Annotated in this window: 22 protein-coding genes; 8 read left to right on the forward strand and 14 right to left on the reverse strand. The window is 69.7% G+C overall.

Annotated elements, in window-relative coordinates; genetic code table 11:
* The first annotated feature begins 17 nt into the window (after nucleotides 1-17).
* Nucleotides 18-1418 carry a sensor histidine kinase gene (locus CFB89_RS21800; RefSeq protein ID WP_089470566.1) on the forward strand — a complete coding sequence of 467 codons (1401 nt, stop codon included), beginning with the start codon at nucleotides 18-20 and terminating at the stop codon, nucleotides 1416-1418.
* Between the two features lie 83 nt (nucleotides 1419-1501).
* On the opposite strand, the gene CFB89_RS21805 is transcribed toward CFB89_RS21800, so the two are convergent.
* From CFB89_RS21805 to CFB89_RS21840, 8 genes are all read right to left on the reverse strand, one after another.
* Nucleotides 1502-2368 carry an MOSC domain-containing protein gene (locus CFB89_RS21805; protein WP_089469683.1) on the reverse strand — a complete coding sequence of 289 codons (867 nt, stop codon included), beginning with the start codon at nucleotides 2366-2368 and terminating at the stop codon, nucleotides 1502-1504.
* 117 nt (nucleotides 2369-2485) lie between these two features.
* The gene (locus tag CFB89_RS21810; protein ID WP_089469684.1) at nucleotides 2486-3439 is read right to left on the reverse strand and encodes an ABC transporter substrate-binding protein; all 954 of its coding nucleotides are present in this window, start codon (nucleotides 3437-3439) and stop codon (nucleotides 2486-2488) included.
* A gap of 33 nt (nucleotides 3440-3472) precedes the next feature.
* Nucleotides 3473-4657, reverse strand: a complete 1185-nt coding sequence (locus tag CFB89_RS21815; RefSeq protein ID WP_089469685.1) for a cytochrome c — start codon at nucleotides 4655-4657, stop codon at nucleotides 3473-3475.
* 50 nt (nucleotides 4658-4707) lie between these two features.
* On the reverse strand, nucleotides 4708-5529 hold the full coding sequence (locus CFB89_RS21820; RefSeq protein ID WP_089469686.1) for an ABC transporter ATP-binding protein: 822 nt from the start codon (nucleotides 5527-5529) through the stop codon (nucleotides 4708-4710).
* Complete coding sequence (locus CFB89_RS21825) at nucleotides 5523-6620, reverse strand: ABC transporter permease (RefSeq protein ID WP_089469687.1); 1098 nt, start codon at nucleotides 6618-6620, stop codon at nucleotides 5523-5525. Before CFB89_RS21825 ends, CFB89_RS21820 begins: the two co-directional genes overlap by 7 nt.
* Before the next feature lie 4 nt (nucleotides 6621-6624).
* On the reverse strand, nucleotides 6625-7659 hold the full coding sequence (locus tag CFB89_RS21830; protein ID WP_089469688.1) for an ABC transporter substrate-binding protein: 1035 nt from the start codon (nucleotides 7657-7659) through the stop codon (nucleotides 6625-6627).
* 22 nt (nucleotides 7660-7681) lie between these two features.
* The gene (locus CFB89_RS21835) at nucleotides 7682-8521 is read right to left on the reverse strand and encodes a class II aldolase/adducin family protein (RefSeq protein WP_089469689.1); all 840 of its coding nucleotides are present in this window, start codon (nucleotides 8519-8521) and stop codon (nucleotides 7682-7684) included.
* A 42-nt stretch (nucleotides 8522-8563) separates the two neighbouring features.
* Nucleotides 8564-9649 carry an LLM class flavin-dependent oxidoreductase gene (locus tag CFB89_RS21840; protein WP_089469690.1) on the reverse strand — a complete coding sequence of 362 codons (1086 nt, stop codon included), beginning with the start codon at nucleotides 9647-9649 and terminating at the stop codon, nucleotides 8564-8566.
* A gap of 244 nt (nucleotides 9650-9893) precedes the next feature.
* Between CFB89_RS21840 and CFB89_RS21845 the strand changes: the two genes are divergently transcribed.
* Nucleotides 9894-11249, forward strand: coding sequence for an acyl-CoA dehydrogenase family protein (locus CFB89_RS21845; protein ID WP_089469691.1), 1356 nt, complete (start codon nucleotides 9894-9896; stop codon nucleotides 11247-11249).
* A gap of 79 nt (nucleotides 11250-11328) precedes the next feature.
* Here the strand turns inward: CFB89_RS21845 and CFB89_RS21850 are convergent, their stop codons facing one another.
* Nucleotides 11329-12246 (reverse strand): LysR family transcriptional regulator, encoded by a 918-nt coding sequence (locus CFB89_RS21850; protein ID WP_089469692.1) that lies wholly within the window; start codon nucleotides 12244-12246, stop codon nucleotides 11329-11331.
* A 62-nt stretch (nucleotides 12247-12308) separates the two neighbouring features.
* Here CFB89_RS21850 and CFB89_RS21855 point away from each other — a divergent pair, with 62 nt between their 5' ends.
* Both CFB89_RS21855 and CFB89_RS21860 read left to right on the forward strand, forming a co-directional pair.
* Nucleotides 12309-12875 carry a cysteine dioxygenase gene (locus CFB89_RS21855; protein ID WP_089469693.1) on the forward strand — a complete coding sequence of 189 codons (567 nt, stop codon included), beginning with the start codon at nucleotides 12309-12311 and terminating at the stop codon, nucleotides 12873-12875.
* Between the two features lie 105 nt (nucleotides 12876-12980).
* Nucleotides 12981-14606 carry a rhodanese-related sulfurtransferase gene (locus CFB89_RS21860; RefSeq protein WP_089469694.1) on the forward strand — a complete coding sequence of 542 codons (1626 nt, stop codon included), beginning with the start codon at nucleotides 12981-12983 and terminating at the stop codon, nucleotides 14604-14606.
* A gap of 70 nt (nucleotides 14607-14676) precedes the next feature.
* Here CFB89_RS21860 and CFB89_RS21865 read toward each other — a convergent pair whose 3' ends face one another.
* Nucleotides 14677-15819, reverse strand: a complete 1143-nt coding sequence (locus CFB89_RS21865) for a glycerophosphodiester phosphodiesterase (RefSeq protein ID WP_089469695.1) — start codon at nucleotides 15817-15819, stop codon at nucleotides 14677-14679.
* A gap of 380 nt (nucleotides 15820-16199) precedes the next feature.
* On the opposite strand from CFB89_RS21865, the gene CFB89_RS21870 reads away from it, so the two are divergent.
* Entirely contained in the window at nucleotides 16200-17264 is a 1065-nt protein-coding gene (locus CFB89_RS21870) for a phytoene/squalene synthase family protein (RefSeq protein ID WP_089469696.1), read from the forward strand.
* 483 nt (nucleotides 17265-17747) lie between these two features.
* Nucleotides 17748-18962, forward strand: a complete 1215-nt coding sequence (locus tag CFB89_RS21875) for a porin (protein WP_089469697.1) — start codon at nucleotides 17748-17750, stop codon at nucleotides 18960-18962.
* A 108-nt stretch (nucleotides 18963-19070) separates the two neighbouring features.
* Here the strand turns inward: CFB89_RS21875 and CFB89_RS21880 are convergent, their stop codons facing one another.
* The 3 genes from CFB89_RS21880 to CFB89_RS21890 all read right to left on the reverse strand — a co-directional run bounded on the left by CFB89_RS21880 (nucleotide 19071) and on the right by CFB89_RS21890 (nucleotide 21519).
* Nucleotides 19071-19490 carry a cupin domain-containing protein gene (locus tag CFB89_RS21880; protein WP_089469698.1) on the reverse strand — a complete coding sequence of 140 codons (420 nt, stop codon included), beginning with the start codon at nucleotides 19488-19490 and terminating at the stop codon, nucleotides 19071-19073.
* A gap of 10 nt (nucleotides 19491-19500) precedes the next feature.
* Nucleotides 19501-19938 (reverse strand): carboxymuconolactone decarboxylase family protein, encoded by a 438-nt coding sequence (locus CFB89_RS21885; protein ID WP_089469699.1) that lies wholly within the window; start codon nucleotides 19936-19938, stop codon nucleotides 19501-19503.
* A gap of 96 nt (nucleotides 19939-20034) precedes the next feature.
* Complete coding sequence (locus CFB89_RS21890) at nucleotides 20035-21519, reverse strand: PLP-dependent aminotransferase family protein (RefSeq protein WP_089469700.1); 1485 nt, start codon at nucleotides 21517-21519, stop codon at nucleotides 20035-20037.
* A gap of 165 nt (nucleotides 21520-21684) precedes the next feature.
* Between CFB89_RS21890 and CFB89_RS21895 the strand changes: the two genes are divergently transcribed.
* Complete coding sequence (locus tag CFB89_RS21895) at nucleotides 21685-22602, forward strand: LysR family transcriptional regulator (RefSeq protein WP_089469701.1); 918 nt, start codon at nucleotides 21685-21687, stop codon at nucleotides 22600-22602.
* 122 nt (nucleotides 22603-22724) lie between these two features.
* Nucleotides 22725-23474: an SDR family oxidoreductase gene (locus tag CFB89_RS21900; protein ID WP_089470567.1), complete on the forward strand. Its 750-nt coding sequence runs from the start codon at nucleotides 22725-22727 to the stop codon at nucleotides 23472-23474.
* A 67-nt stretch (nucleotides 23475-23541) separates the two neighbouring features.
* Here CFB89_RS21900 and CFB89_RS21905 read toward each other — a convergent pair whose 3' ends face one another.
* On the reverse strand, nucleotides 23542-25179 hold the full coding sequence (locus CFB89_RS21905) for a glycoside hydrolase family 32 protein (RefSeq protein ID WP_089469702.1): 1638 nt from the start codon (nucleotides 25177-25179) through the stop codon (nucleotides 23542-23544).
* Nucleotides 25180-25198 lie beyond the last annotated feature (19 nt).

Genomic DNA, 25198 nt, shown 5'->3' on the forward strand with positions numbered 1-25198 from the left:
GCCCGGCGAGCCGCACGATGACCCGCCCGAACCTGCGCGCGCAGGTCGCGCTGTGGCTGCTGCTCCCGCTGCTCGGCCTGCTCGCGCTCGACTCGTGGCTCACGTACCAGCGTGCGATGAGCGCCGCGCACGTCGCGTTCGACCGTACGCTGTCGTCGTCGCTGAAGTCGATCCGCGAAGGCGTGCGGCTCAACGACGGCGAGATCGAGGTCGACCTGCCGTATCTCGCGCTCGAAATGCTCGAATCGAGCGACGGCGGCAAGATCTACTACCTGATCCGCGAGGACAACGGCCGCACGGTCACCGGCTATCCCGATCTGCCGCTGCCGCATGGCCGCGACGCCGGCGACGGCGCACTGTTCGTCACGCGCTACTACGACGTCGTGTATCGCGGCGAGCAATTGCGGATGGCCGCGTTGCGTATTCCAGTGCACGACGTGCCGACCGCGCAGTCGCGCATCGTGTGGGTGATGGTCGGCGAGACGATCGAGGCGCGTCAGGCGCTCGCGCGCGAGATCCTGATCGGGTCGCTGCTGCAGGAAGGACTGCTCGTCGTGCTCGCGCTTGGCATCGTGTGGCTCGGCGTCGGGCGCGGGCTGCGGCCGCTGAACCGGCTGTCGGCCACCGTCGCCGCGCGCAGAGAGGACGACACGACACCGCTCGACACAGGCGCGATGCCGAGCGAACTCGCGCCGCTCGTCGATTCGATCAACCAGTACATCGGCCGTACGCAGCGGATGCAGGTGGCGCGGCGCCGCTTCTTCGCCGATGCGGCTCATCAGTTGAAGACGCCGCTCGCGGCGGTGCAGGCGGGTGTCGAACTTGCGCTGCGGCCCGACGAGCAGCCGCGCGCGAACGTGCACCTGCGGCGCGCGAACGGCGCGGTGCGGCAGGCCGCGAAGATCGTCCAGCAATTGTTGTCGCTGTCGCGGCTCGATTCGGACAGCGGTCACGCGGTCGCGCACAAGCCGGTCGCGCTGCACCGGCTCGCACGCAGCGTGACGCTCGACTGGTCGCCCGTCGCACGCGCGCGCGACATCGATCTCGGCTTCGAGCACGAGGCCGACGTCGACGTGCTCGGCCAGTCCGACCTGCTCGGCGAGATGATCGGCAACCTGATCGACAACGCGATTCGTTACTCGGGCGACCATGCGGTGATCACGGTGCGCGTGTCGCGCGACGGCGAGCAGGCGCGGCTCGACGTGATCGACAACGGGCCAGGCATTCCGGCCGGCGAGCGCGACGCGGTGTTCGAGCGCTTCCATCGCGGCAGCAGGACACAGACGGTCGAAGGCACCGGGCTCGGGCTGTCGATCGTGCGGGAGATTGCGCGGGTGCACCAGGGCAGCGTGACGCTCGCCGATGCGGCCGGCGGCGGCTTGATCGTGACGGTGGTGCTGCCGGCGGTGGCGCAGTAGCGGGGCTGCTTCGATCGGGCGCGGAAACTGCTCTGAACGGTGGTAGGGCGGCGACGCAAACGACGCGCCGCCCGCCGTCATGCTCAGTCGCCGAAGCCGATTTCCGCTTCGACGGACTGCCCGACCTCGAGCCACGCCCCCGCGCCTTCGACGACGATCGCATTGATGCCGAACGTCAGCGCATTGTCGTAGTTCAGGTTCGCGCGATAGGTCTGCATCGTGTCGGTCGGCTCGTGCGGCCATTCGGGATTCGGCGCGCCGGTGGCCTGATCGATCGTCGGCACCGGACAGCGCGTGCACAGCTTCACGAGACGCAGCCGCACGGGCGTCGCGCCTTCGGCGTCGAGATGTTCGACGAAATCCTCTTCATACGCGTCCAGATCCGACACGACGATGTTCGGACGGAAGCGGTTCATCGGAATCGCCGGCGCGCCCTTCGCGGCGAGCCTCGCGTTCAGGTCGTCGAGCGACGCCCGGCCGATCACCAGCAGCGGGTAGCCATCCGCGAACTGCGTATGCGTATCGATGTCGCCGGTCCATTTGCGGTTGCAGCCGCGGCGCGCGTCGGCACCGAAGCGCACGAGCTTCAACGGCGTGCCGACGAATTCGGTGAGCCACGCGGCCGTCTCGGCGCCCGTGTCGATCGCGTCGACGGTGTCGCGCCACACGGTCGCGGCCATTTTCGGCGTGGCAGCGCTTGCGTCGCCGTCGAGCGGCGTGCGTATCTCCGGCATGCCCGGCGCGTTCAGCACGAGCGCATCGCTGTCGAGCGTGGGGCGGATCAGCGCGAGCCGCGGGTGCGTGCGCTGCGTGATCATCATCCCGTCCGGGGTCGTGATCAGCCAGTGGCGGTCGTACGCGAGGCCGGTTTCGAGCAGTTGCGCGCGCGACAGCGCGATGCCGGCGCAGGATTTGATCGGGTAGACGAAGAGTTCGGAGATGGCTGGCATGACGCTGGCTGACAAAGGCGGGATGATCGAATCGCGATTGTGCCAGATCACGCGAGCGCCGTTCGGGCGGTTGCGCGCCGCGGGCCGGCGCAGGCGTGCCGTGTGGCCGGCTGCGCGTCACGCGAGCGGAAAGCCCGGGTCGAACGTCGTGCGCGCGTCGAGCGGCTGGCGCAGCAGGCCGGCCTTCAGGTAGAAGTCGGCCGTGCGCTGCTGCTGGGCGATCACCGTCGCGTCGATCGGCTGCCAGCGCGTGCCGCGTCGCTCGAACTGCAGCTTCGCGGCGGCCGGCGGAATGCCGATGATGCGCGCGAGCGCCGCCGAATACGCGTCGACGTGCCGGTACGACCAGACCTGCGCGCGCACGATGCGCCGCAGGAAATCGTGCAGCACGTCGCGCTTCGAGGCGATCGTCGCGTCGGTCGCCGCGAGATAGCTGAGGCCCGACCACAGTCCACGGCCGTTCACGAGCACGCGCGCGCGGCCGCTCGTTTCGGCGAGTGCGGTATAGGGCTCCCAGGTCGCCCACGCGTCGATCGAACCGGTGGCGAGCGCCAGCATCGTGTCGGCCGGCGGCAGGAAGCGGAACGACACGGCATCGGGCGGCAGGCCGGCCGCATCGAGGGCCTTCAGCGTGACGAAATGGCCGATCGAGCCGCGCGTGGTGCCGATGCGCTTGCCCTTCAGGTCGGCCGCGCCTTTCAGCGCGGCGTCGGGTTGCACGAGCACGGCCGTGCCGTACGGATCGGAACGGTTCGCGCCGATCACCTTGATGCGGGCGCCCGAGGCGAGCGCGAAGATCACCGGCGCGTCGCCGATCGGGCCGCAGTCGACGGCCGCCGCGTTCAGCGCTTCGGCGAGCGGCGCGGCGGCCGGGAATTCGGTCCACGCGATGTCGTACGGGAGGCCGTGCAGCTCGCCGGCCGCTTCGAGCAGCGCGCGCAGCCCGCCTTTCTGGTCGCTGGCGCGCAGCAGCGGGCGTGCGCCCGATTGCGCGCGCACGGCGGCCGGGGCGGCGGCGATCGTGGCAAGGGCGCTCGCCTGGGCGAGGAAGTGGCGTCGGGTCGGATTCATCGTGAAGTTCGGTCGAAGGAAGGATTCGTGGGTTCAATGCGGGAGCCCGGCCTGTACGTCGCGCACGGGTTCCTGGTCGACGCGCAGCAGCAGGGCGGTCAATGCATCGCCGCGGGCGGCCGGCGTGGACGGCCGGACAGCCGCCGCATCCGAGCGGCACAGCAGGTCGGCATCCGACCAGCCGGCGCTGCCCGGCAACGCGCGCGCCCGCAGCCAGCCGCGCCGATCGGCGAGCAGTTGCGTGCCGCCGAGCGCATCGGGCGCGACGCCGGTAATCGTCGCGAACGCGCGCCACGCATCGGCGGTCGTCGCGACGCAGTTCGCACGCGTACCGGCCGACGGCGGCACCGGCGCGCCGCGTTCGGTGACGAGCAAGGTCTGCCAGCGCGCATCTTCCTGCGGTGGCGTCGCGCCCGGCGCAAGCGCGACGACGCGCACGCGCTGGCCTTCGCGCCAGTGCTCGAGCGCCTGGGGCGCGGCGTCACCGCAGCGCACGTCGAGCGCCGGCAGCGGGACGGGCACCGGCCACGCGCCTTCCGCCTGTGCGCCGCTACCGGCGGCGAGCGCCTTCAGGTAGTCGAGCATGGCCCATGTGTCCTGCGGGCCGAGCGTCGCGGCGAAGCCGGGCATCGTCGATGCGCCGTGCTCGTCCCGCGTGCCGTGACGCACGCGCCAGAACAGTTCGCCGTCGAGGCGACGCGCGAGCAATGCGCCGGCGAAGGTCGGCGGCCATTGCGCGAGCGTGGCCGCGAGCGGGCCTTCGCCGCGGCCGTCCGTGCCGTGGCAGGCCGCGCAATGTTGCGTATAGAGGTGCGCGCCGCGCATCACGCTCGACACGGAAAACGGCGCGGGGCCGCGCTGGAAGCTCGTCGGCACGGCGGGCGCGAGCCACAGCGAAGCGGGCGGCCACGGCGCGAACCACGCGACGGCCAGCGCGGCGATGGCCGTCGCGATACGCCGCTTGCGTGAAACCAGCGCGATGCAGGCGAGCACGACGGCCAGCGCCGTCACGCCACAGGCGAACGCGAGCTGCCGCGTGAGCCCGGCGTCGATGCGCAGCGTTTCGAGCGCCATGCGGTGTGCCCACGGCCACGCGGCCTGGCCGTCGGCGTCGCCGGTCAGGCCGATCGCGTGCAGCCCGCGCGCCAGCGCGATTTGCGCGCCATACAGCAGTTGCAGGAACGCGATGGCCCAGTCGGCGAACGGCGGCGCGTTCATCGCGCGCGTCTCCGGCGTACCGCAGTCAAACGTCGAACGGCACTCGGCATCTACCAGCTCGCATCGAGCCCGAGATGCCGCAGCGCGTCGTGACGCAATTCGGCGAGGCGCAGGTCGCCGCGATGGCGCGGGTAGGGCAGGTCGACGCGCAGTTCGGCGACGATCCGTGCCGGGCGCGGCCCGAACACGATCACGCGCTGCGCGAGAAACAGCGCTTCTTCCACGTCGTGCGTGACGAGCAGCGCGGAGAAACCGTCGCGTTGCCACAGCGCGGTCAACTCGGCCTGCATCGTGAGCCGAGTCAGCGAATCGAGCTTGCCGAGCGGCTCGTCGAGGATCAGCAGGCGCGGATCGTTGACGAGCGCTCGCGCGAGCGCGACGCGCTGCGCCATCCCGCCGGACAACTGGTGCGGAAACACGTTCGCGAATTCCTGCAGCCCGACGCGCGCGAGCGCATCGTCGACGCGATGCTGCGCGGTGCGCGCCACGCCGCGCGCTTCGAGGCCGAGCGCGACGTTCGCGCGCACGCGCCGCCACGGGTACAGCGTCGGATCCTGGAACACGACGATGCGCGACGGATCGGGGCGCTCGATCGGCACGCCGTCTTGCGCGATGGTGCCTTGCCGCGCGGCGTCGAGCCCCGCGACGAGCCGCAGCAGCGTCGATTTCCCGCAGCCGCTGGGGCCGAGCAGCGCGACGAATTCGCCGGCCGCGACCGACAGCGACACGTCGTCGAGCACCGGCAGCGCGCCGCCGGGGCTGTCGAATGCATGGCTCACGCGGCGGATGTCGATGCGCGCGCCGCGCGCCGGCGTGACAGCCGGCGCCGCGACAGTTGCGACGGACGATTCGAGTACGGCGGCGCTTACCATTTGACGGTTCCTTTCTGCCAGGCGAGCACACGGTCGCGCACCGTGAACAGCAGCGCGATCAACCCGGAAAACAGCAGCGCCATCACGATCAGCGCCGCATACATGTTCACGTACGACGCCCAGCCCTGCGCCCAGCTCAAATACCAGCCGAGCCCCGACTTGACGCCCATCATCTCGGCGACGACCAGCACCGTGAACGATGCGCTCAGCCCCATGAAGATGCCGACGAACACGTGCGGCAGCGCGGCCGGAATCGCGACGCGCAGCACGAGGAAGCGCGCATTCGCGCCGAGCGTGCGCGCGACGTCGTAGTACTGCTTGTTCACGCTCGCGACGCCCGACCACGTGAGCACCGCGACCGGGAACCCGGTGGCGAGCGCGATCAGGAATGCGGCCGCCGAATAGCTCGACGGAAAGAAGTAGAACGTGAGCGGCAGCAGCGCGGTGGTCGGCACGGGCCCCAGCACGCGCAGCACCGGATGGACCCAGTAGCCGATCCGGCGCGACCAGCCGATCGACACGCCGACCGCGAAGCCCACCGTGACGCCGTACGCGAAGCCGAGCGCGAGCAGCTTCAGCGTATTGCCGGCGCTGCCGGCGAGGCGCGGCCAGTCGTCGACGTAGACCTCGATCAGCGCCTGCGGCGGCGCGAAGAACGGCGTCGGCAGCCAGCCGGTTTTCGCGGTGACGATTTCCCACGCGGCGAGCACGAGCGGCAGCGCGACGAGCCACGGGCCGGCCGGTCGCAAGCGGGCGAGCCGCGTGCGGGTTGCGGGAACGCGATGGCCGAGCGTCGCGGCGACGAGCAGCAGCGCGGCGATCGTCCACGCGGCCGTGCCGAACGTGTCGGTGTACGCCCAGTCGCTGAAGCCGACGATCCGGTTCGGCCACAGCTGCGTGAGCGCGCCGAGCGCGGCCCATGCGAGCGCGGCGGCGATCCCGGTCGGCCAGGCGCGCGCGCGCCGGGCGTCGGCGGCCAGCGTGGCTTCGCAGGCCGTGCAGGCTGCGCGCGCGGTGGCGGTAGCGTGCGCGGCGTCGCCGGCCGGGGCCGATGCGGTGCGTGCGGCGGAAGCGTGTTCGATCGTCGACATCGCGTTACCCCAGTACGTTCGCATAGACCTGCTGCGCGAAGCGCTGCGGGTCCGTGCTCTTCTTCAGCACGCTGATGCGGCGGAAATCGTCCGCATAGAACGCGATTTCCTGCTGCAGGTCGACGCTGGTCGGGTGATGCGTGTAGGTGAGCGTCGCGTACAGCTTGCGCAGATCCTCGGGGCTGATCTTCGGCGAATACTTCGCGAACACCTTCGCGGCTTCGTTCGGGTTGTCGTGCGTGTACTCGGTGGCCTGCACGATCGAGCGCGCGAGCGCGGCGGCCGACGGCCGGTCGTTGCGCACGAGGTCGCCGCGCGCGCCGATCACGCAGCACACCTTGCGCGCGTATTCGCCGGACAGGTTGGTCGCGAGTTCGGTGTACGCGCCGTTGCTGCGCTTTTCGAGCAGGTAGAGGTTCGGGTCGCCGTCGGCGATCGCGTGGATCTCGCCCTTGTCGACCGCGACGCCGAGCAGGTCGGCCGGATACTGCCGCCACGTGATGTCGCGCTCGGGATCGATGCCGTTTTTCGCGAGCAGGATCGAGAAGAAGTGCTTGCCGGGCGCGGCCAGATCGCTGACGCCGACCGTCTTGCCCTTCAGCGCCTGCAGCGTCGTGACGCCGGCCGCCTTCGCGCCCAGCAGCCGCACGCAGCCGCCGTGCGAGCTGCCGATGATCTTCACGTCGAAGCCGGCTTCGAGCGGCTTCAGCCAGCGGTGGATCATTCCGACTGCCGCATCGGCCTTGCCGGTCGCGATCGATTCGAGCAGTTGATCGGTCGAGCCGCTGTAGTTGATCAGCTCGACCTGCAGCCCGTTTTTCTCGAAGAAGCCGCGCTCCTGCGCGACGACGATCGGCGTCAGGCAGAACGCGTTCTGGTTCCACGCGAACGTGAGCTTCTTCAGCGGCGGCGCGGACCGCGCGTTGCGGCCGAGCGTGATCGCCGGCACGGCGAGCGCGGCGGCACCGGCCGCGCGCAGCAGCCGGCGGCGTTGGCCGTCGTGCGCGTCGGCGGGCGTGGGTGCGGTGGTTTGGGTCATGGTCTGGTCTCCGGTGTAGCGCTCAGTCGAGCAGATCGGGTTCGTCGGCGACGACGCGCGCGAACAGGCTGTCGAACGCATGCAGCGCGCCGTCGGGGCCGCCGATCTGGCCGTGCGTATGGCGCGCGGTCGCGCGATCGATCGGCTGCGGCGTGCCGGCCGCTTCGGCCAGCAACTGCGTGTGCGCGGCGTTGTCGAGCGCGATGTACCACCACGCGGCGGCCTCGACCGTCGGGCCGGCCGTCAGGATCCCGTGGTTCTTCAGGATCACGCCCTTGTGCGTGGTGCCGTCGGGCTTCGCGAGCGCATCGGCGATCCGCGCGCCTTCGCTGGTGTCGACGACCATCCCCGTGAAGTCGTCGAACAGCGCATGATCCTCGTAGAACACGCACGCGTCCTGCGTGAGCGGATCGAGCGGGCGGCCGAGCGTCGACCAGGCCTTGCCGTAGGTCGAATGCGTGTGCGCGGCGGCGACCACGTGCGGATGGGCTTCGTGGATCGCCGCATGGATCGCGAACGCGGCCTTGTTCAGCGGCCGCTGGCCGATCGCGGTTTCGCCGCGCGCGTTGACGAGCAGCAGGTCGGAGACCTTGATCTGCGAGAAATGCACGCCGAGCGGGTTCACCCAGAAATGGTCGGGCAGCTCCGGATCGCGTGCGGTGATGTGGCCGGCGAGGCCCGCCGCGAAGCCGAAGCGTGCGAACAGGCGGAACGCGGCCGCGAGCCGCTCCTGCCGGTGGCGGCGCTCGGCGGCGACGTCGATGCGCGGCGCGGGCGGATCGAACCAGAAGTGCTGGCGCGGCGTATCGGCGAGCACGAGGCCCGATGCGGTACGGTGGGGCGAGGACAGGACGGCGGACATGATCGCGTATGGCTCCAGTGGGCTCCGTTGACGCCGTCAGGCTCAGGCGGCGCGGCGTGCCGCGTCGCGGGCGGCGACGGCGCTGCGCACGCGCGGAATCAGTTCGCGGCCGTAGTCGATCGCGTCTTCCAGCGGGTCGAAGCCGCGGATCAGGAACGTCGTCACGCCGAGGTCGTAGTAGTCGAGCAGCGCGTCGGCGACCTGTTCGGGCGTGCCGACGAGCGCCGTCGAATTCGAGCGCGCGCCGGTGAGCTTCGCGATCTCGGTCCACAGCCGCTTGTCGACGCGCGAGCCGCGCTCGGCCGCGGCGAGCAGGCGGCGCGCGCCTTCGCTCTGCTGCGGGCCGCCGGCGCCGAGCCCGGCCGCTTCGCGCAGCCGGCGCGTTTCGTCGAGGATGCGGTGCGCACGCGCCCACGCTTCGTCCTCGGTCGCCGCGAGGATCGGGCGGAACGACACGGAGAAGCGCACCTGGCGGCCGTGCTCCGCGGCTTCGGCGCGCACGCGCGTCGTCAGGTCGCGCACCTGGTCGAGCGATTCGCCCCACAGCGCGTAGACGTCCGCGTGCTTGCCGGCCACCGCGAGCGCGGCTTCCGACGCACCGCCGAAGTAGATCGGCACGTGCGGCTGCTGGAACGGCTTCACTTCCGAGAAACACTGCTTGAAGCGGTAATGCGCGCCGTCGTGATCGAACGGCTGCGCTTCGGTCCAGATGCGCCGCAGGATGCCGAGGTATTCGTCGGTGCGTGCATAGCGCGCGTCGTGATCGAGGAAATCGCCGTCGCGCTGCTGCTCGCTGTCCGAGCCGCCGGAGATGAAGTGCACGGCGAGCCGGCCGCGGCTGAACTGGTCGAGCGTCGCGATCTGGCGCGCGGCGAGCGTCGGCGCGGTGAAGCCCGGACGATGCGCGAGCATGAAATGGATGCGCTCGGTCGCGGCCGCCGCGAATGCGATCGTCAGCGTCGCCGACGGGCCGGTCGAGTGATGCGGTACGAGAATCCGGTCGAAACCGGCGGTTTCGTGGGCGCGGGCAAAGTCGCGGACATAGTCGGGATCGACCGCGGGGCCGGACGCCGGGTGGATTTCCGACTGCTTCTGGCTCTGGATCATGCCGATGAATTCGACGCTCATCTGGGTCTCCGGTGCAGGGATGTCCCGGCGCACGGCCGGGCAGGAATGGAGCGCAGGTTAACGCCGGGATCATGCGGAATGGAAATAATCAATCCCGATTTGAATATCAGATTTGCATGGTTTGGGGCCGTATGCGTTGCGCATACGCTGTGGGCTCGCGAATGATCGGGCGCGCGTTGGCGCCGTATTTGCCGCCGCTGACGCGTTCGCCGCCGTGTTCGAGCTACCCAGGGAATCCGTTTCGATGTCCGCCAGCCTTGCCGTTTCCTCGCCGCCACCGCCATCTTCGCTGCGCCTGCTGCCTGCGCACGCCGCTCAACCCGCCGACGCCGCCGACGAGACGGACGACGACGCGCGCCTTGCCGCGCTGCTCGAGCGTCTCGCGCCCGAACTCGCCGCCGATGCGGCCCGCAACGACGTCGACGGCCGCTTTCCGCACGAGCACTTCGCGCGGCTGCATCGTGCCGGGCTGATCGCGCAGGTCGTGCCGCGCGGGCATGGCGGCGCAGGGGCGACGCTGGCGCGGGCGAGCCGGATCGTCGCGGCCGTCGCGCGGGCCGATCCCGCGACGGCGCTCGTGTTGACGATGACGTATCTGCAGCACCGCGCGCTCGGCCGCGCGGACAACCGCTGGCCCGCGCAGGTGCGTCGCGCGGTGTTCGACAGCGCGGTCGCGCACGGCGCGCTGATCAACGCGCTGCGCGTCGAGCCGGCGCTCGGTTCGCCGTCGCGCGGCGGGCTGCCGGACACCATCGCGCGCCGCGATGGCGACGGCTGGCGGTTGTCGGGCCACAAGCTCTACAGCACCGGGATTCCGGCGTTGCGCTGGCTGGCCGTGTGGGCGCGCACCGACGAAGCGGCGCCCCGGGTCGGCGTGTTTCTCGTGCCGCGCGACCCCGAGGCGGACGGCGATCGCATCCGCGTGATCGAAAGCTGGAATCATCTCGGCCTGCGCGCGTCGGGCAGCCACGAAGTCGTGTTCGACGAGGTGCCGCTGCCGGCCGAATATGCGGTCGACGTGCGCGCGCCGGACGCGTGGGCCGTATCGTCCGCCACGCATGCGGATGCCGACGCGCAGGCGGACCAACAGGCATGGATGGTCGTGCTGCTCGGCAGCCTGTACGACGCGGTGGCGCGAGCGTCGCGCGACTGGCTCGTCGAATTCGCGACGACGCGTGCGCCGAGCGGGCTTGGCGCGCCGCTCGCGACGCTGCCGCGCGTGCAGGAGGCGGTCGGCGAAATCGAGGGCTGGCTGCACGCGAACCGTGTGCTGCTCGACGATCACATCGCGCGTACCGACGCCGGCAATGCGCCGTCGCTGACGACCAGCGGCCTCGTCAAGCGCACCGTGACCGAGCAGGCGATCCGGACGGTCGAGCAGGCGCTGAAGCTGTCGGGCAATCACGGGCTGAGCCGCGGCAATCCGCTCGAACGCCATTATCGCGATGTGCTGTGCAGCCGCGTGCATACGCCGCAGGACGATGCGATCGCGGTGGCGGCGGGGCGCGCGGTGCTCGACGCGGCGACGCGCGGCCAGACGAGCGCGGGAGCGGACGCCACGTCACGTACCGGGATCGAACGCGATCGACGCGATGCGTGAGCCGGGCCGGGTTGCCGCGCACGGCAACGGCGCGGCGCGACGCAGGCATCGCGCGACCGCCGCGGCCATCGAGGCAACGTCAAGCAGCCTTGTCGTGCGATTGCTCGGGCAGCGCGAACGCCGTGCGCGCATGCGCGGCGACGGCCGCGAGCGGCGCGTCGAGGCGCGCCGTATCGTGCCGGCGCAGCAGCCACAGATCGATCTGCGGCTTGAAATCGGCGAGCGGCACGATGTCGAGTGCATCGCGCAGCGGGCTGCCTTCGACGAGCGGCAGCGGCATCAGCCCGAGGCCGAAGCCGTTGGCAACGCTTTGCAGTTGCAGGTCGCGGCCGTACGCATCGAGCGTGACCGGCATCGGCAGGCCCTGTGCGTCGAGCGCGCGCCGCAGGCCCGCCCGAAAGCCGCAGCCGTCCGGGTTCAGCACCCAGCCGCGAGCGTGGCAATCGGCGAGCCGGTAGCTGCGCCGCGGCCAGTCGCCCTTGCGGCCGACCGCGACGAGCCGCGTGGCCAGCAGCCGTTCGCCCTCGACCTGCGCCGGCAGCACCATTTCGCGGGCGAGGAAGACGAGCGCCGCATCGAGCTCGCGGCGGGCGATACGTTCGACGAGCAGGCCGCCCCATGCGGTCGTGACCTGCGTCGCGAGCGCGGGCCACTGCGCGGAGAGGTCCGCGATGAGGCCCGGCAGCATCAGCTCGCCGAGCCCTTGCGTGAGACCGATCCGGAATTCGCCGGCGGGCGGCTGCTCGCCGGCCGTCAGTTCGCGCAGCGCGTCGACCTCGCGCAGGATCGCGCGACACTGCTCGAACACCTGCCGGCCGATGTCGGTCGGCCGTGGCGGCTTCGTGTTGCGGTCGAGCAGCGTCACGCCGAGCGCCTCCTCGAGATTCTGGACGCGCCGCGTGATCGCGGGCTGCGTCATCCCGAGCTCGGCCGCGGCCTGGCTCAGGGTCTGGCAGCGGACGACCGCTGCAAAAGCGTCGATATCGCTAATTTTCATGTTTGTTCTGCATGGTCTTTCGGGTGCATCATGACGATCCATCATATTCGAGGAGACGGCCGATGAGTACGCTTTCGCTGCAACAGACGCCGCTACGTTTGGTCGTCGACGGTCTGGATGCGCTGCTCGTGTCCGGCGCGAACGAGGCGCGCATTCTCGACGAGGGCGGCGCGCTGCTTGCCGCCCTCGTCGAACACGACGACTGGCTGCCCGACGCGTTCGCGCAGCCCGATCCCGAGCGCTATCGGCAGTACCTGCTGCATCTCGACCCGGACGAGCGCTTCTCGATCGTCAGCTTCGTGTGGGGGCCCGGCCAGGCGACGCCGATCCACGACCACACGGTGTGGGGGCTGATCGGAATGCTGCGCGGCGGCGAGTTCTCGCAGCCGTACCGGTTCGACGCGGCCGGCAGGCCGGTGCCGGCGGGCGATGCCGTGCGGTTGCGGCCGGGCGAGGTCGAGGCCGTATCGCCGCGCATCGGCGACGTGCATCGCGTGACCAACGCGTTCGCCGACCGCGTGTCGATCAGCATCCACGTGTACGGCGCGAACATCGGCAAGGTCGAACGCGCGGTGTACCTGGACGACGGTACCGTGAAGCCGTTCGTGTCGGGCTATTCGAATGCCTGACGCACAGCCCGCTCGCGCGGCCCGTCGCGGGCGCGCGCCGCCAGGGCCAGGATCGCCCCGTTCCGTTTTCTTCACCGACTTCAACGTATTCAACATAGAGCCATCGTGACGCAATCCGCCGATTCCCTTTCCCGCTTTCCCGTGGCGTCGTACCAGGACGTACGCGCACGCCTGCTTGCCCGCGACGAGATCGCGCTGATCGACGTCCGCGAGGAAGATCCGTACGCACAGGGCCATCCGCTGTGGGCCGCCAACTTTCCGTTGTCGAAGCTCGAACTCGACGCGTGGACGCGGATTCCGCGCCGCGACACGCCGATCGTCGTGTTCGGCGAAGCAGGCGGCGAGGATCTCGCGCCGCGCGCGGCCGCGACGCTCGCGCGCCTCGGCTACACCGACGTGCGGCAGCTCGACGGCGGCCTCGCGGGCTGGGTCGCCGGGGGCGGCGAACTGTTCATCGACGTGAACGTGCCGAGCAAGTCGTTCGGCGAATGGGTCGAGGCCGAGCGCCATACGCCGTCGCTGTCCGCGCAGGAGGTACAGGCGCTGATCGATGCGAAAGCCGATGTCGTGATCGTCGACGCGCGCCGCTTCGACGAATACCAGACGATGAACATCCCGACGTCGACCAGCGTGCCGGGCGCGGAGCTCGTGCTGCGCGTGCGGGCGCTCGCGCCGGATCCGAAGACGCAGGTGATCGTCAACTGCGCGGGCCGCACGCGCAGCATCATCGGCACGCAATCGCTCGTCAACGCGGGGCTGCCGAACCCGGTCGCCGCGCTGCGCAACGGCACGATCGGCTGGACGCTCGCCGGCCAGGCGCTCGAACGCGGCGCCGCACGGCGCTTTCCGGACGAGATCGACGCGACGCAACGCGCCGACGCGCGTCGGGCCGCCCGCGCGGTGGCCGAGCGCGCCGGGGTGCCGCGCATCGCGCTGGCCGACGTCGCCGCGCTCGACGAGCCGGGCCGCACGCTGTACCGCTTCGACGTGCGCACGCCGGAGGAATACGAAGCTGGGCATCTGCCGGGCTTCCTGAGCACGCCGGGCGGCCAGCTCGTGCAGGAGATCGACCATCACGCGGCCGTGCGCGGCGCGCGGATCGTGCTGGCCGACGACGACGGCGTGCGCGCGGACATGACCGCATCGTGGCTCGCGCAGATGGGCTGGGACGTGCGCGTCGTCGAGCCGGCCGGCTCCGCGGCATTCACCGAGCGCGGCCAGCCGCCGCGCGACGTGCCGGCGACGCCGCCCGCGACCGACGTGTCGCCCGCGACGCTCGCCGGCTGGCTGAAGGAAGCCGCGGCCGGCGAACTCGCGATCGTCGACGTGACGGCCAGCGCGAACTACGTGAAGCGTCATATTCCGGGCGCGTGGTTTGCCGTGCGCGCGCAATTGCGCGGCGCGCTGGCGGCGATTCCGCCCGCGAAGCGCTACGTGTTCACGTGTGGATCGAGCCTGCTCGCGCGGTTCGCGGCGGACGACGCCCGCGCGCTGCTGCCGGCATCGGCCGACATCCGGGTGCTGACCGGCGGCACCGCCGCGTGGATCGACGCCGGATTGCCGCTGGAGAGCGGCGAGACCCGTCTCGCGTCGCCGCGCATCGACCGCTATCGGCGCCCGTACGAAGGCACCGACAATGCGGCCGCCGCGATGCAGGCGTATCTCGACTGGGAATACGGTCTCGTCGACCAGTTGAAGCGTGACGGCACGCATCACTTCAACGTGATCTGACCGATGCGATGCAGCCAGGTGCGGCGCGTCGTACGCGGCGCCCGGTCGCGATGCGGGTCGGCGCTTCGTATCAGCGCTTGAACGTATCGACGGCCGTGCGGCCGACGGCCGGATCGTCGGTGAAGAAGCCGTCGATGCCCGCGCGCAGGTAAGCCTGGATCTCGCGCACCGAGCCGGCCGTGTTGCGCGTGGCCGGCGTGCCGCCGTCCTTGAGCGACGCGGGCAGGAAGTTGTTCTCCGGGCGAAACGTGTACGGATGCACGATGAGCCCGGCCTCGTGCGCGTAGCGCACGTACGGCGTCGGCTGCTGCAGCGTGCCGTCCGCGGCAACCGCGATGATCGACGTCTTGTATGGCCCGACGCCGTTCGCATAGGTCGCGATCTCGCGCATCCCGTCGCGCGTCGACAGGTCGCCGTAGGTGCGCGTGTCGTTTGCCTTCACGAAGTCGTACGGGCGCTGGCCGGTTTCGTCCATCAACTGCACGAGCTTCCAGTTCGGCTGGCTCGACTTGATCCGGTTGCGGATCGTCTTCAGGTTCGCGACCTCGAACGACTGGATGTATACGGTCGCCGTGCGCGACGTGTATGCGTCCTTCAACAGTGCGTCGACGAGGCGGTCCTCGAGCGGCAGGCCGATCGACTGGAAGTAGGTCGGATGCTTGGTTTCCGGATACAGGTGGATCGTGCGGCCGGTCTGCGCGGACATCTGCTTCGCGAGCGCGACGATCTCGTCGAACGTCGGAATCTCGAACTGGTCGTTGTACGCGGTGTTGGCGGGGCGCACCTGCGGAATGCGCTCGCGCGCCCGCAGCGTCTTCAGCTCGGCAAGCGTGAAATCCTCGGTGAACCAGCCGGTCAACTGCGCGCCGTCGATCGTCTTGGTCGCCTTGCGGTTCGCGAACTGCGGCAGCGTCGACACGTTCGTCGTGCCCGAGATCTCGTTCTCGTGGCGCGCGACGAGCATGCCGTCGCGGGTCGACACGAGGTCGGGCTCGATCACGTCCGCGCCGTCCTCGATCGCCTTGCGGTACGACGCGAGCGTGTGTTCCGGGCGCAGCGCGCTCGCGCCGCGATGGCCGACCACCTGGACCTTCGCGGAAATCGGCTGCGTGGGATCGCGCGTCAGATCGTCGCCGCCGCACGCGGCGAGCAGGAACGCGGCGGCGCAGGCGAACGGGACGTAACGCAGGGAGGTCGGGCGCTGGAGGAGCATGTCGATGAACCTTCGAAACGGAGTCGGAAAGGAGCCGGAAAAGGGCGCTCGCGCCGGCGGTCCGGCAGGGGCGCCGGCTATGGTGTCGAACGGTGCGCGATCGTCGCATCGAATAGTTACATATGTATTACTTTGACCTTTCTTTTTCGTTTTGATGGGGCGACATACACGGCGGCGCGCGTGACGGCAGGCGGGCGCGCCTCGCATTCCGGCCGTCACAGCGAAGCCGCGCGCCGGATGCACTAAACTTGCGGGAATTTTGCATCGCCGCACCGGGGCCGCCGCCCGCCTGGCGCGACGATGCGGCGACTCGCGGGCCGGCGCGGGCGCCCGGCGCCCGTGTGCGTCCGGGGCCCGCGCCTGCCGATTTTTCCCGACCCATGACGACCCATACCGATCCCGCCTATCTGCTCGGCGAGCTGCTGAAGAACGTTTCCCGCTCCTTCTACCTGACGCTGCGCGTGCTGCCCGGCGGCATGCGCGACCCGGTCGGCCTCGCGTATTTGCTTGCGCGCGCGGCCGACACGATCGCCGACACGGCGCTCGTCGCGCCCGACCGCCGCGCGGCGCTGCTGACCGACCTGCGCGACGACATCGAGCGGCTCGGTGACGGCGCGGCGCCGTCGCGTTCGCTCGACGACGTGACGCGGATGCAGACCGATTCGCACGAACACCTGCTGCTCGGTTCGATGGAGCCGATGCTCGCGCTGCTGCGCGCGCAGCCGGACGCCGATCGCGCGTCGATCCGCAAGGTCGTCGCGACGCTCACGGCGGGGATGGAATTCGACTTGCGCACGTTTCCGGACGAGCAGTCGGGGCAGGTCGCATCGCTGCCGACGCGCGAGATGCTCGACCGCTACACGTACCTTGTCGCCGGCTGCGTCGGCGAGTTCTGGACCGACATGACGGGGATGCACACGCGCGCCGCGCGCCGCTGGGATCTGCCGGCCATGCGCGAGAAGGGCATCCGTTTCGGCAAGGCGCTGCAGATGACCAATATCCTGCGCGACTGCGCGAAGGACCTGCGCATCGGCCGCTGCTACCTGCCCGACGACGTGCTGGCCGCGCATGGGCTCGTCGTGGCCGACCTGCTGCAGCCCGAGGCTTCGGCGCGCGCGCGGGGCGTGCTGGTCGACCTGCTGCGCGTCGCGCTCGACCAGTATCGCGACGCATGCCTGTATACGCTCGCGATCCCGCGCCGTTTCGTGCGGCTGCGGCTCGCGTGCCTGTGGCCGATCATGATCGGCCTCGAAACGCTCGAGCTGCTGGCCGGCCACGCGGGGTGGCTCGATCCGGCGACGCCGGCCAAGGTGCCGAGAAAGCGCGTCTACCGGATCATGGCGGCGTCACTGGCGCTGGTCGGTTCGAACACGGCGATCCGCGCGCGCCTGACCGCGCTCGCCGACGCGGTGTCCGCGCGGCTCGCGCGCCCCGCCACGCAATAGCGAAGATTGCCGGCGCGATACGCGCCGGCATCGCCTCCCGGTCCGCGTTCGCCGGACCGTATCCGTCCGGTTTCCGGCACGCCGACTAAAAACGTTTTCATGATTTCGTGTCTCGAAATGCGGGTGTCATGAACGTCGGCGATCCTGCGCGGCGGCGTGAATCGCAGCGTCAGCTTCGATCCCGCATTTGTAAGACATTTTGTCGCCGAAGGCGTCTGACGACATCGGGCGGTCGCGTTGCACCTGTAAAAATGTAAAGCTAGGGTTTTCACCGGCAAATGCCGGAGGCGCCCGCCGCACAAGCGTTTTGAGGTGTCATGTAACCGTTTGGTGAACCCGCGCGTTGCGTCGATCATACGATGACCGACCGCACATGTTGGGAAACAATCGGTAATCCGTCAGAATCGCGTCGGCATGTACTCGCACATGTGTCGGTCATAAAACCACACCAGAAAAGAAACATTCTTTGAGGACGGAGAATCAATGAAAAAGCGCGTCGCTTTTGCCATGACGGCAGTCGGTCTCGCAGCCGCTACCGCCGCCCACGCCCAGAGCAGCGTGACCCTGTACGGTATCGTCGACAACGGTATCGCCTGGCAGAACAACTCGTCGGCAGTCGGTGCGACCTCGGGTGGTCACTCGAAGGTGCAGATGTCCACCGGCGTGTGGGCAGGCAGCCGCTTCGGCCTGAAGGGCAGCGAAGATCTCGGCGGCGGCACGAAGGCGATTTTCCAGTTGGAAGCCGGCGTCAACACGGCTAACGGCTCGTCGCAGTGGACGGGCGGCATCTTCACGCGCCAGGCATGGGTCGGTATGACGAACCCGACGTACGGTACGCTGACGGCCGGCCGCCAGTACACCGCGTACTACACGCTGCTGTCGCCGTACAGCCCGACGACCTGGCTGACGGGCTACTACGGCGCGCACCCGGGCGATATCGATTCGCTGGATACCAGCTACCGCGCGAACAACTCGCTCGTCTACATGTCGCCGAAGTTCTACGGCTTCACGGTCGGCGGTTCGTACTCGTTCGGCGGCGTCGCAGGCGCGACGAACCGCGGTTCGACGTGGAGCGCGGCGATCCAGTACCTGAACGGCCCGGCAGGCATCGCGGTCGGCTATCAGCGTGTCAACAACTCGACGCTCGGCGGCGGTGTGTGGGGCGCGAACTCGACCGCGCAGAACGGTCTGGACACGAGCGGCAACGGTGCGGAACAGGCCGTATCGTCGATCAACAACGGCTACAAGTCGGCACAGTCGCAACAACGCGTCGCGGTGACGGCTGGGTACCAGTTCACGCCGTCGTGGGACATTTCGGCGTCGTACTCGAACGTCCAGTACATCCCGGGCGTGGGCTCGTCGTTCCGCAACACGGCGATCTTCAACACGGCTGGCGCCGTGCTGCACTGGAAGGCATCGGCTCAGTGGGACTTCGCCGCAGGCTACTCGTACACGCGTGCGACCGAGTCGAACGGCATCTCGAGCTCGGCCAAGTACCACCAGGTCACGCTGTCGCAGTACTACAGCCTGTCGAAGCGCACGGGCCTGTACGCGGTTGAAGCGTACCAGCACGCGAGCGGCAACACGCTGAACGGCGCGGCGGTCATCGCTGCAACGACGTCCATCGGCGACGGCGTGGGCGCAGGTTCGAAGCAGAACCAGATCGGCGTCGGCGTCGGCCTGATCCACCGCTTCTGATGTCGCGCGGCGCGCGAGCGCCGCTCACGGCATGCGGTATGAAAAACCGGCCTTCGGGCCGGTTTTTTCGTTTACGTCGCGAGCCGATGCACGATCCGTCGCGTCGAATCACGGATCGATCGTCGACTTCAGCGGCTGATGCTCGCCCGTCAACCCGAACACGACGAGTTGCGCGGGTTCGGTCGCGCTCGCGTTGCGCGACACCTGATGGCGCGAGCCGGGCGGCTCGTACCAGCCTTCGCCGGCGCGATAGCGGCGCAGCGGGCCGCCGTTCACCTGCGACAGCACTTCGCCTTTCGACACGACGGCGAACACCGAACCGAGATGCCGATGCGCTTCGGACGTCTGACCGGGCGCATAGTCGACCGTCGCGACGACGACGCGCTTGGCCGGCGCTTCGGGCACGGCCTGCTGCATGATCGCGTGCACGCTGTCGCCGGCGTCGTGCGCGTGGGCGGCGGCCGGCAGCGCCGCGGCGAGCGCGAGCCCGGCGCACAGCGCGACGCGATGGAGTGTGGAGCGGATCATCGTCGCCGCCTTACTCGGGCATCTTGCGGAACGCGATCGCGAGGCGGTTCCACGCGTTGATCGTCGCGATCAGCATCGACAGGTCGACCAGCTCCTCGTCGGTGAAGTGCGGCTTCACGGCTTCCCAGACGGCGTCGGGCACATGGTTGCTGGCCACCAGCGTCAACGCCTCGGTCCATTCCAGCGCCGCGCGTTCGCGCTCGGTGAAGAACGGCGTTTCGCGCCACGTGACGACGGTCGCGAGACGGCGGTCGGTTTCGCCGCCCTTGCGCGCGTCGGTCGTGTGCATGTCGACGCAGAACGCGCAGCCGTTGATTTGCGACGCGCGCAGGCGGACGAGTTCGGCGAGCGGCTTCTCGATCGAACTCTTCGCGAGGAATTCCTCGGCGTTGCGCATCACCTTGATCGCATTCGGGCTGGCGGCATAGAAGTTCAGGCGCGGTTGCATGGCAGGTCCTTTTCGGTTGGGTAGCGCCGGGGTGGCGCGACAGGACCCACTTTAAGCGTCGTAATGGCCTGCTTGAATAGCCAATTTCATGGATATTCAGGTAGCCAGTGGCGACCCGCCCGCGATGCCGGCATCCAGCAAGCCGGCCAGCTTCGCGAGCGCGGTGTCGATGCGCAGCGCGTCGATCCCGCCATAGCCGAACAGCAGGCCCGCGCGCACCGGCACGCCCACGTGGAACGCGGAAATCCCGTACAGGCCGATGTCCTGCGCGCGCGCCGCGCGCACCAGCGCCGCTTCGTCGAGCCCCGGTTTCAGGTGCGCGGCCAGATGGATGCCGGCGCTCGGCACGGTCGCGTCGAACCACGGCGCGAGTTCGCCGCGCAGGTGCGCGATCAGCATCTTGCGACGCGCGTCGTAGTGCTTCTGCACGCGCTTGAGATGCCGCGCGAAATCGCCTTCGAGCATGAAGCGCGCGAGCGCCGCCTGCGTCAGCGTGCACGTGTGCCAGTCGACGATCTGCTTCGCCTTGGCCAGCGCGCCGCGCAGCGCGCGTGGCGCAATCGCGTAGCCGATCCGCAGCTCGGGGAAGATCGTCTTCGAGAACGTGCCGACGTACGCGACGAGGCCCGTGCGGTCGAGGCTCTTCAGCGATTCGACCGGCCGGCCCTCGAAGCGGAATTCGCCGTCGTAGTCGTCCTCGATGATCACCGCGCGGCGGCGCTGCGCCCATTCGAGCAGCGCGACGCGGCGATCGAGCGTCATCGGCATGCCGAGCGGGAACTGGTGCGACGGCGTCACGTAGACGAGCCGCGCGTCGTCGGGCAGCCGTTCCGTGACGAGGCCCTGCGCGTCGACCGGCACGCCGATCACCGTCGCGCCGAGCGACGCGAATGCGGCGCGCGCGGGCGGATAGCCGGGATCCTCGACCGCGACGACGTCGCCCGGTCGGACGACGACGCGCGCGAGCAGGTCGAGCGCCTGTTGCGCGCCTTGCGTGACGAGCACGTCGTCCCAGCTGCATGCGACCGCACGGCTGAATCCGACGTAGCGCGCGATCGCGCCGCGCAACTGCGGATCGCCGGCCGGGTCATGGTATTGGCCGGGGCCGCGCGCCTGCTGGCGCAGCCCGTGATGCAGGCAGCGCCGCCACGCGTCGAACGGGAACAGCGTCTTGTCGGTCACGCCGCCGCGAAAGTCGAAGCCGGGCGAGTCCTGCGGCGCGGGCATCGCGAGCGCGTCGGGCAGGTCGTTCCACAGTGCGCGTGCATCGACCGCGTCGATGCGCGGCATCTCGTCGACGATCGACGGCGCGGACGCGGCCGCGGCATGCGGCACGCGCGCCAGGCCGTCGGCGACGAACGTGCCGTCGCCCGCGCGCGTCGTCAGGTAGCCCTCGGCGACGAGGCGCTCGAACGCGTCGAGCGTCGTCTTGCGCGACACGCCGAGCTGTTTCGCGAGGTCGCGCGTCGACGGTAGCCGCGCCCCGCCTTCGAGACGCCCGTCGACGATCGCCGTGCGCAGTTGCCGGAAGATTTGCCCCGTCAGGTCGTGACGGCCTTCGATGCGGATCGCGATGTCCATCGCAGTGGTTACCTCGATTCCTGGGATTTTGCGTCGATCAGCATACCGGAAGTCGACCGTGCCGGCGGCGGTTCGAGGCTCGCAGCCGCAGCCGCCATCACGCGATTGGACCGCCGTGCGCGGCTGCCTTACGATCCACGACAAACCTCACCGTGGAGCGACCTCATGCTGTCCGAAGACGAACTGGCGCTGCTCGACGCGATCCGCGCCACCGGCAGCCTGTCGCGTGCCGCCGCGCGGCTCGGCAAGGCGCCGTCGACGGTGTCGCACGCGGCGCGCCAGCTCGAAACGCGCTTCGACGCGCTGCTGTTCGATCGCCGCGGCTACCGGCTGCAGCTCACGCCGGCCGGGCAATTGCTGGCCGACGAGGCGGCGCGGCTGGCGCTCGACGTCGCCCGGCTGACGCAGCGCGTGCGGCAGGTCGCGAGCGGCTGGGAGGACCGGCTGTGGATCGTCAGCGACGAGGTGCTGGAGTTCGACACGCTCCTGTCGGTCGTCCGCGCGTTCGATGCGCTCGATTCGGGCGTATCGCTGCGCTTCACGCACGAGGTGCTCGGCGGGACCTGGGAAGCGTTGCGCGACGGCCGCGCGGATCTCGTCGTCGGCGCGACCAACGAGCCGCCGGCGATTCCGGGCCTCAAGTGGTTCGAACTCGGTGCGATGGAATGGGTGTTCGCGGTATCGCCGCGCCATCCGCTGGCGGCCGCGAGCGGGGCGCTGACGCGCGACGCGATCGGTGCGCACCGATCGGTCGTCGTCGCCGATTCGTCGCGGCGCGCGGCCGGCCGCGCGTATGGGCTGCTCGGCGGCCAGGCCGTGCTCGCGGTGCCGTCGATGCGCGCGAAGATCCTCGCGCAGCGCGATGCGCTCGGCGTCGGCTGGGTGCCGCGCCGGCGGGTCGCGTCGCTGCTGGCGCGCGGCGAACTGGTCGAGAAACCGACGGCCGACCCGCGCGAGCCGAATCTGCTGTACGTCGCGTGGCACGACGACCGAGACGGTCGCGCGCTGCAATGGTGGCTGGAGCAATTGCGCGAGCCGCGGCTCGCACGGCGGCTGCTTGACGGGATCGACGTGCTCTGCTGAACGCGCCCGCACCAACATGTTCGACGTTTTCGAACATGTTCGTCGCGTCGGTCGTACGGCAACGCCGCGCGCCGCGCGCATCCTGTGTTTACGGTCAACTCACCGGTTCACAGGAGAACATCATGCAACGCTTCGAAGGAAAGACGGTCCTCGTCACGGGCGGCAGCAGCGGCATCGGCCTGGCGGCCGCCCACGCATTCGCGGCCGAAGGCGCGCGGGTCATCATCACCGGCCGCGACGCCGAAACGCTGGAAGCCGCCCGTCAAACGCTCGGCGAAGGCGCGCTCGCGATTCGCAACGAAGCCGGCAGCGTCGCGTCGGCCCGCGCGCTGGCCGACGCGATCGCCGCAGCCGGCGCGCGGCTCGATGCCGTGTTCGTCAACGCGGGCGTCGCGAAACTCGCGCCGTTCGCCGACAGCGACGAAGCGATGTGGGATCTCGTGTTCAACACCAACGTGAAGGGCGCGTATTTCCAGATCCAGTCGCTGGTGCCGCTGCTGAATCGCGGCGCGTCGATCGTGATCAACGGCTCGATCAACGCGCATGTCGGGATGCCCGGCTCGTCGGTGTACGCGGCGAGCAAGGCGGCCGTCAATTCGTTCGCGAAGACGCTGTCGACCGAACTGCTGCCGCACGGCGTGCGCGTGAACGTGGTGAGCCCCGGGCCCGTGCAGACGCCGCTGTACGGCAAGCTCGGGCTCGATGCGGCGACGCTCGACGCGACGGCCGACAAGATCAAGGGCCTCGTCCCGATCGGCCGGTTCGGCACGCCGGATGAAATCGCGTCGACGGTGCTGCACCTGAGCGCGCCGGAATCCGCGTTCATCGTCGGCGCGGAAATCATCGCGTCGGGCGGGATGGGGTTGCTCTAAGGGGCGAGGCGGGCGGGGTGCGTAACCGGCCAGTGCGCTGCCGGGCGAGCGGCTCCGTCACCCGCACCTACCGGGGCGTACACGCGCCACGCGTATCGTCGCCGGTTCCCAGCTGCGTCACGGTCAGTCCCGAAAACGTCGCACGGCCCTGCTCGGCAAACACGGCCACGCGATCGGCCTCGAGCGGCGGAAAAATCAGGTCCGTGAGCGCGACGCGGCCGCCGTTCGCGAACACTTCGACCGAGCCGCGATCGACGACGATTTCGAGCCGCAGTTTTCCCTGTTCGAGCGGCAGATCGACGATGTGTTCGCGGCTGAACGTGCCGGCGAAATTCGCGTCGCCGGATCGCGAGCGGTCGAGCGTCAGCGTGCGTTTCGCGGTGTCGTACACGATCCGGGTGCCGATCGACCCGTCGGCCGAACGCCGCACGATCAGCCCGGCGCGCGCGGCACGCCGCGGCGAGAGCGTCACCGTGATGCGCTGGACCACGCCGCGTGTGGCGGCCGATAGCGGGCGGGTAGCGGAATCCACCGTGACGTCGCCTTCATGCACGGCCGGCCGGCCGTCGGCCCAGGCGTCGAACGCGGCGGCGGGTGCGACGATGAGTGTCGGCTTGCCGTCGATCGCCTTCAGCGACAGTTCGCGCGGCAGCGTGGTCGCGCCGCGCCACGGGGCGGTCGGCACCTTTGCCGCGTAATCCCAGTTGCTCATCCATGCGATCGCGACCGGCCGGGCGCCGGGTGCATCGGAGAACGTGCCGGCCGCATAGAAGTCGGCACCGTGATCGACCCACCGGAATTGCGCGGGATCGGAGCCGGCGGGGGCGACGCGGTCGGGCGTAAACGTGCGGCCGTCGAAATCGCCGACGAAATACATCGCGCCGGAGCCGCCGGCGATCGACCACGGATTCACGTTGACGATCATGACCCACTTGATTCGCTTCGGATCGCCGTCGAGCGGCAGCGGTATGAGGTCCGGCATTTCCCACAGCGCGCCCGCATGCGGCACGTCGGGCAGCGTGAAGTCGCTCAGGAACGACCAGTGGATCAGATCGTCGGAACGATAGAGCTTCACGACGTGCGCATCGGCGACGACCGTCGTCATCAACCAGTAGCCGCCCGCCGCATACCACGACACTTTCGGGTCGCGAAATTGCTTCGATTCCGGATCGAGCGTCAGCACCGGGTTGTGCGCATACGGCTGCCAGGTCGTGCCCTGATCGAGGCTGTACGCGAGCGACTGCGCCTGTATGCCGGGCGCGTGACCCGAGCCGGGCTTGTAGACGCTCGTATAGAGCGCGACGAGCGGCGTGTGGCCCGGTGTGCCGAGGCCGGACGTATTCAGCGTATCGGCGACGATCGAGCCGGAGAAGATTTCCTCGGTGGCGTTCGCGCGCATCGCGACCGGCTGCTCGCGCCAGTGGACGAGATCGGTGCTGGTCGCGTGGCCCCACGACATGTTGCCCCAGTCGTTGCCGAGCGGGTTGTATTGATAGAACAGGTGATAGCGGCCGTTCGCGTAAACGAGCCCGTTCGGATCGTTCATCCAGTTGCGCTGCGGCGTGTAATGGAGGGCCGGCCGCCATTGCGGCGTGCCGTGTTCGGCGGGCGTCGGGCAGGGCGCGGCGGCGGCCTGCGTGCAGGCCATGCAAACGAGCAGCAGCCGGACGATGCGGGCGGAAAAACGGAAAGACGTCGATTTCATGCGGTGCCGGAGGCGCTTC

The organism is Burkholderia sp. AU16741 (assembly GCF_002223345.1).
Lineage (GTDB): Bacteria > Pseudomonadota > Gammaproteobacteria > Burkholderiales > Burkholderiaceae > Burkholderia > Burkholderia sola.

Excerpts from the sequence above, each read along its gene's own strand:
- CFB89_RS21800 (WP_089470566.1), top strand. The coding sequence starts at position 18 with ATGACCCGCCCGAACCTGCGCGCGCAGGTCGCGCTGTGGCTGCTGCTC.
- CFB89_RS21805 (WP_089469683.1), bottom strand. The coding sequence starts at position 2,368 with ATGCCAGCCATCTCCGAACTCTTCGTCTACCCGATCAAATCCTGCGCC.
- CFB89_RS21810 (WP_089469684.1), bottom strand. The coding sequence starts at position 3,439 with ATGAATCCGACCCGACGCCACTTCCTCGCCCAGGCGAGCGCCCTTGCC.
- CFB89_RS21815 (WP_089469685.1), bottom strand. The coding sequence starts at position 4,657 with ATGAACGCGCCGCCGTTCGCCGACTGGGCCATCGCGTTCCTGCAACTG.
- CFB89_RS21820 (WP_089469686.1), bottom strand. The coding sequence starts at position 5,529 with ATGGTAAGCGCCGCCGTACTCGAATCGTCCGTCGCAACTGTCGCGGCG.
- CFB89_RS21825 (WP_089469687.1), bottom strand. The coding sequence starts at position 6,620 with ATGTCGACGATCGAACACGCTTCCGCCGCACGCACCGCATCGGCCCCG.
- CFB89_RS21830 (WP_089469688.1), bottom strand. The coding sequence starts at position 7,659 with ATGACCCAAACCACCGCACCCACGCCCGCCGACGCGCACGACGGCCAA.
- CFB89_RS21835 (WP_089469689.1), bottom strand. The coding sequence starts at position 8,521 with ATGTCCGCCGTCCTGTCCTCGCCCCACCGTACCGCATCGGGCCTCGTG.
- CFB89_RS21840 (WP_089469690.1), bottom strand. The coding sequence starts at position 9,649 with ATGAGCGTCGAATTCATCGGCATGATCCAGAGCCAGAAGCAGTCGGAA.
- CFB89_RS21845 (WP_089469691.1), top strand. The coding sequence starts at position 9,894 with ATGTCCGCCAGCCTTGCCGTTTCCTCGCCGCCACCGCCATCTTCGCTG.
- CFB89_RS21850 (WP_089469692.1), bottom strand. The coding sequence starts at position 12,246 with ATGAAAATTAGCGATATCGACGCTTTTGCAGCGGTCGTCCGCTGCCAG.
- CFB89_RS21855 (WP_089469693.1), top strand. The coding sequence starts at position 12,309 with ATGAGTACGCTTTCGCTGCAACAGACGCCGCTACGTTTGGTCGTCGAC.
- CFB89_RS21865 (WP_089469695.1), bottom strand. The coding sequence starts at position 15,819 with ATGCTCCTCCAGCGCCCGACCTCCCTGCGTTACGTCCCGTTCGCCTGC.
- CFB89_RS21870 (WP_089469696.1), top strand. The coding sequence starts at position 16,200 with ATGACGACCCATACCGATCCCGCCTATCTGCTCGGCGAGCTGCTGAAG.
- CFB89_RS21875 (WP_089469697.1), top strand. The coding sequence starts at position 17,748 with ATGAAAAAGCGCGTCGCTTTTGCCATGACGGCAGTCGGTCTCGCAGCC.
- CFB89_RS21880 (WP_089469698.1), bottom strand. The coding sequence starts at position 19,490 with ATGATCCGCTCCACACTCCATCGCGTCGCGCTGTGCGCCGGGCTCGCG.
- CFB89_RS21885 (WP_089469699.1), bottom strand. The coding sequence starts at position 19,938 with ATGCAACCGCGCCTGAACTTCTATGCCGCCAGCCCGAATGCGATCAAG.
- CFB89_RS21890 (WP_089469700.1), bottom strand. The coding sequence starts at position 21,519 with ATGGACATCGCGATCCGCATCGAAGGCCGTCACGACCTGACGGGGCAA.
- CFB89_RS21895 (WP_089469701.1), top strand. The coding sequence starts at position 21,685 with ATGCTGTCCGAAGACGAACTGGCGCTGCTCGACGCGATCCGCGCCACC.
- CFB89_RS21900 (WP_089470567.1), top strand. The coding sequence starts at position 22,725 with ATGCAACGCTTCGAAGGAAAGACGGTCCTCGTCACGGGCGGCAGCAGC.
- CFB89_RS21905 (WP_089469702.1), bottom strand. The coding sequence starts at position 25,179 with ATGAAATCGACGTCTTTCCGTTTTTCCGCCCGCATCGTCCGGCTGCTG.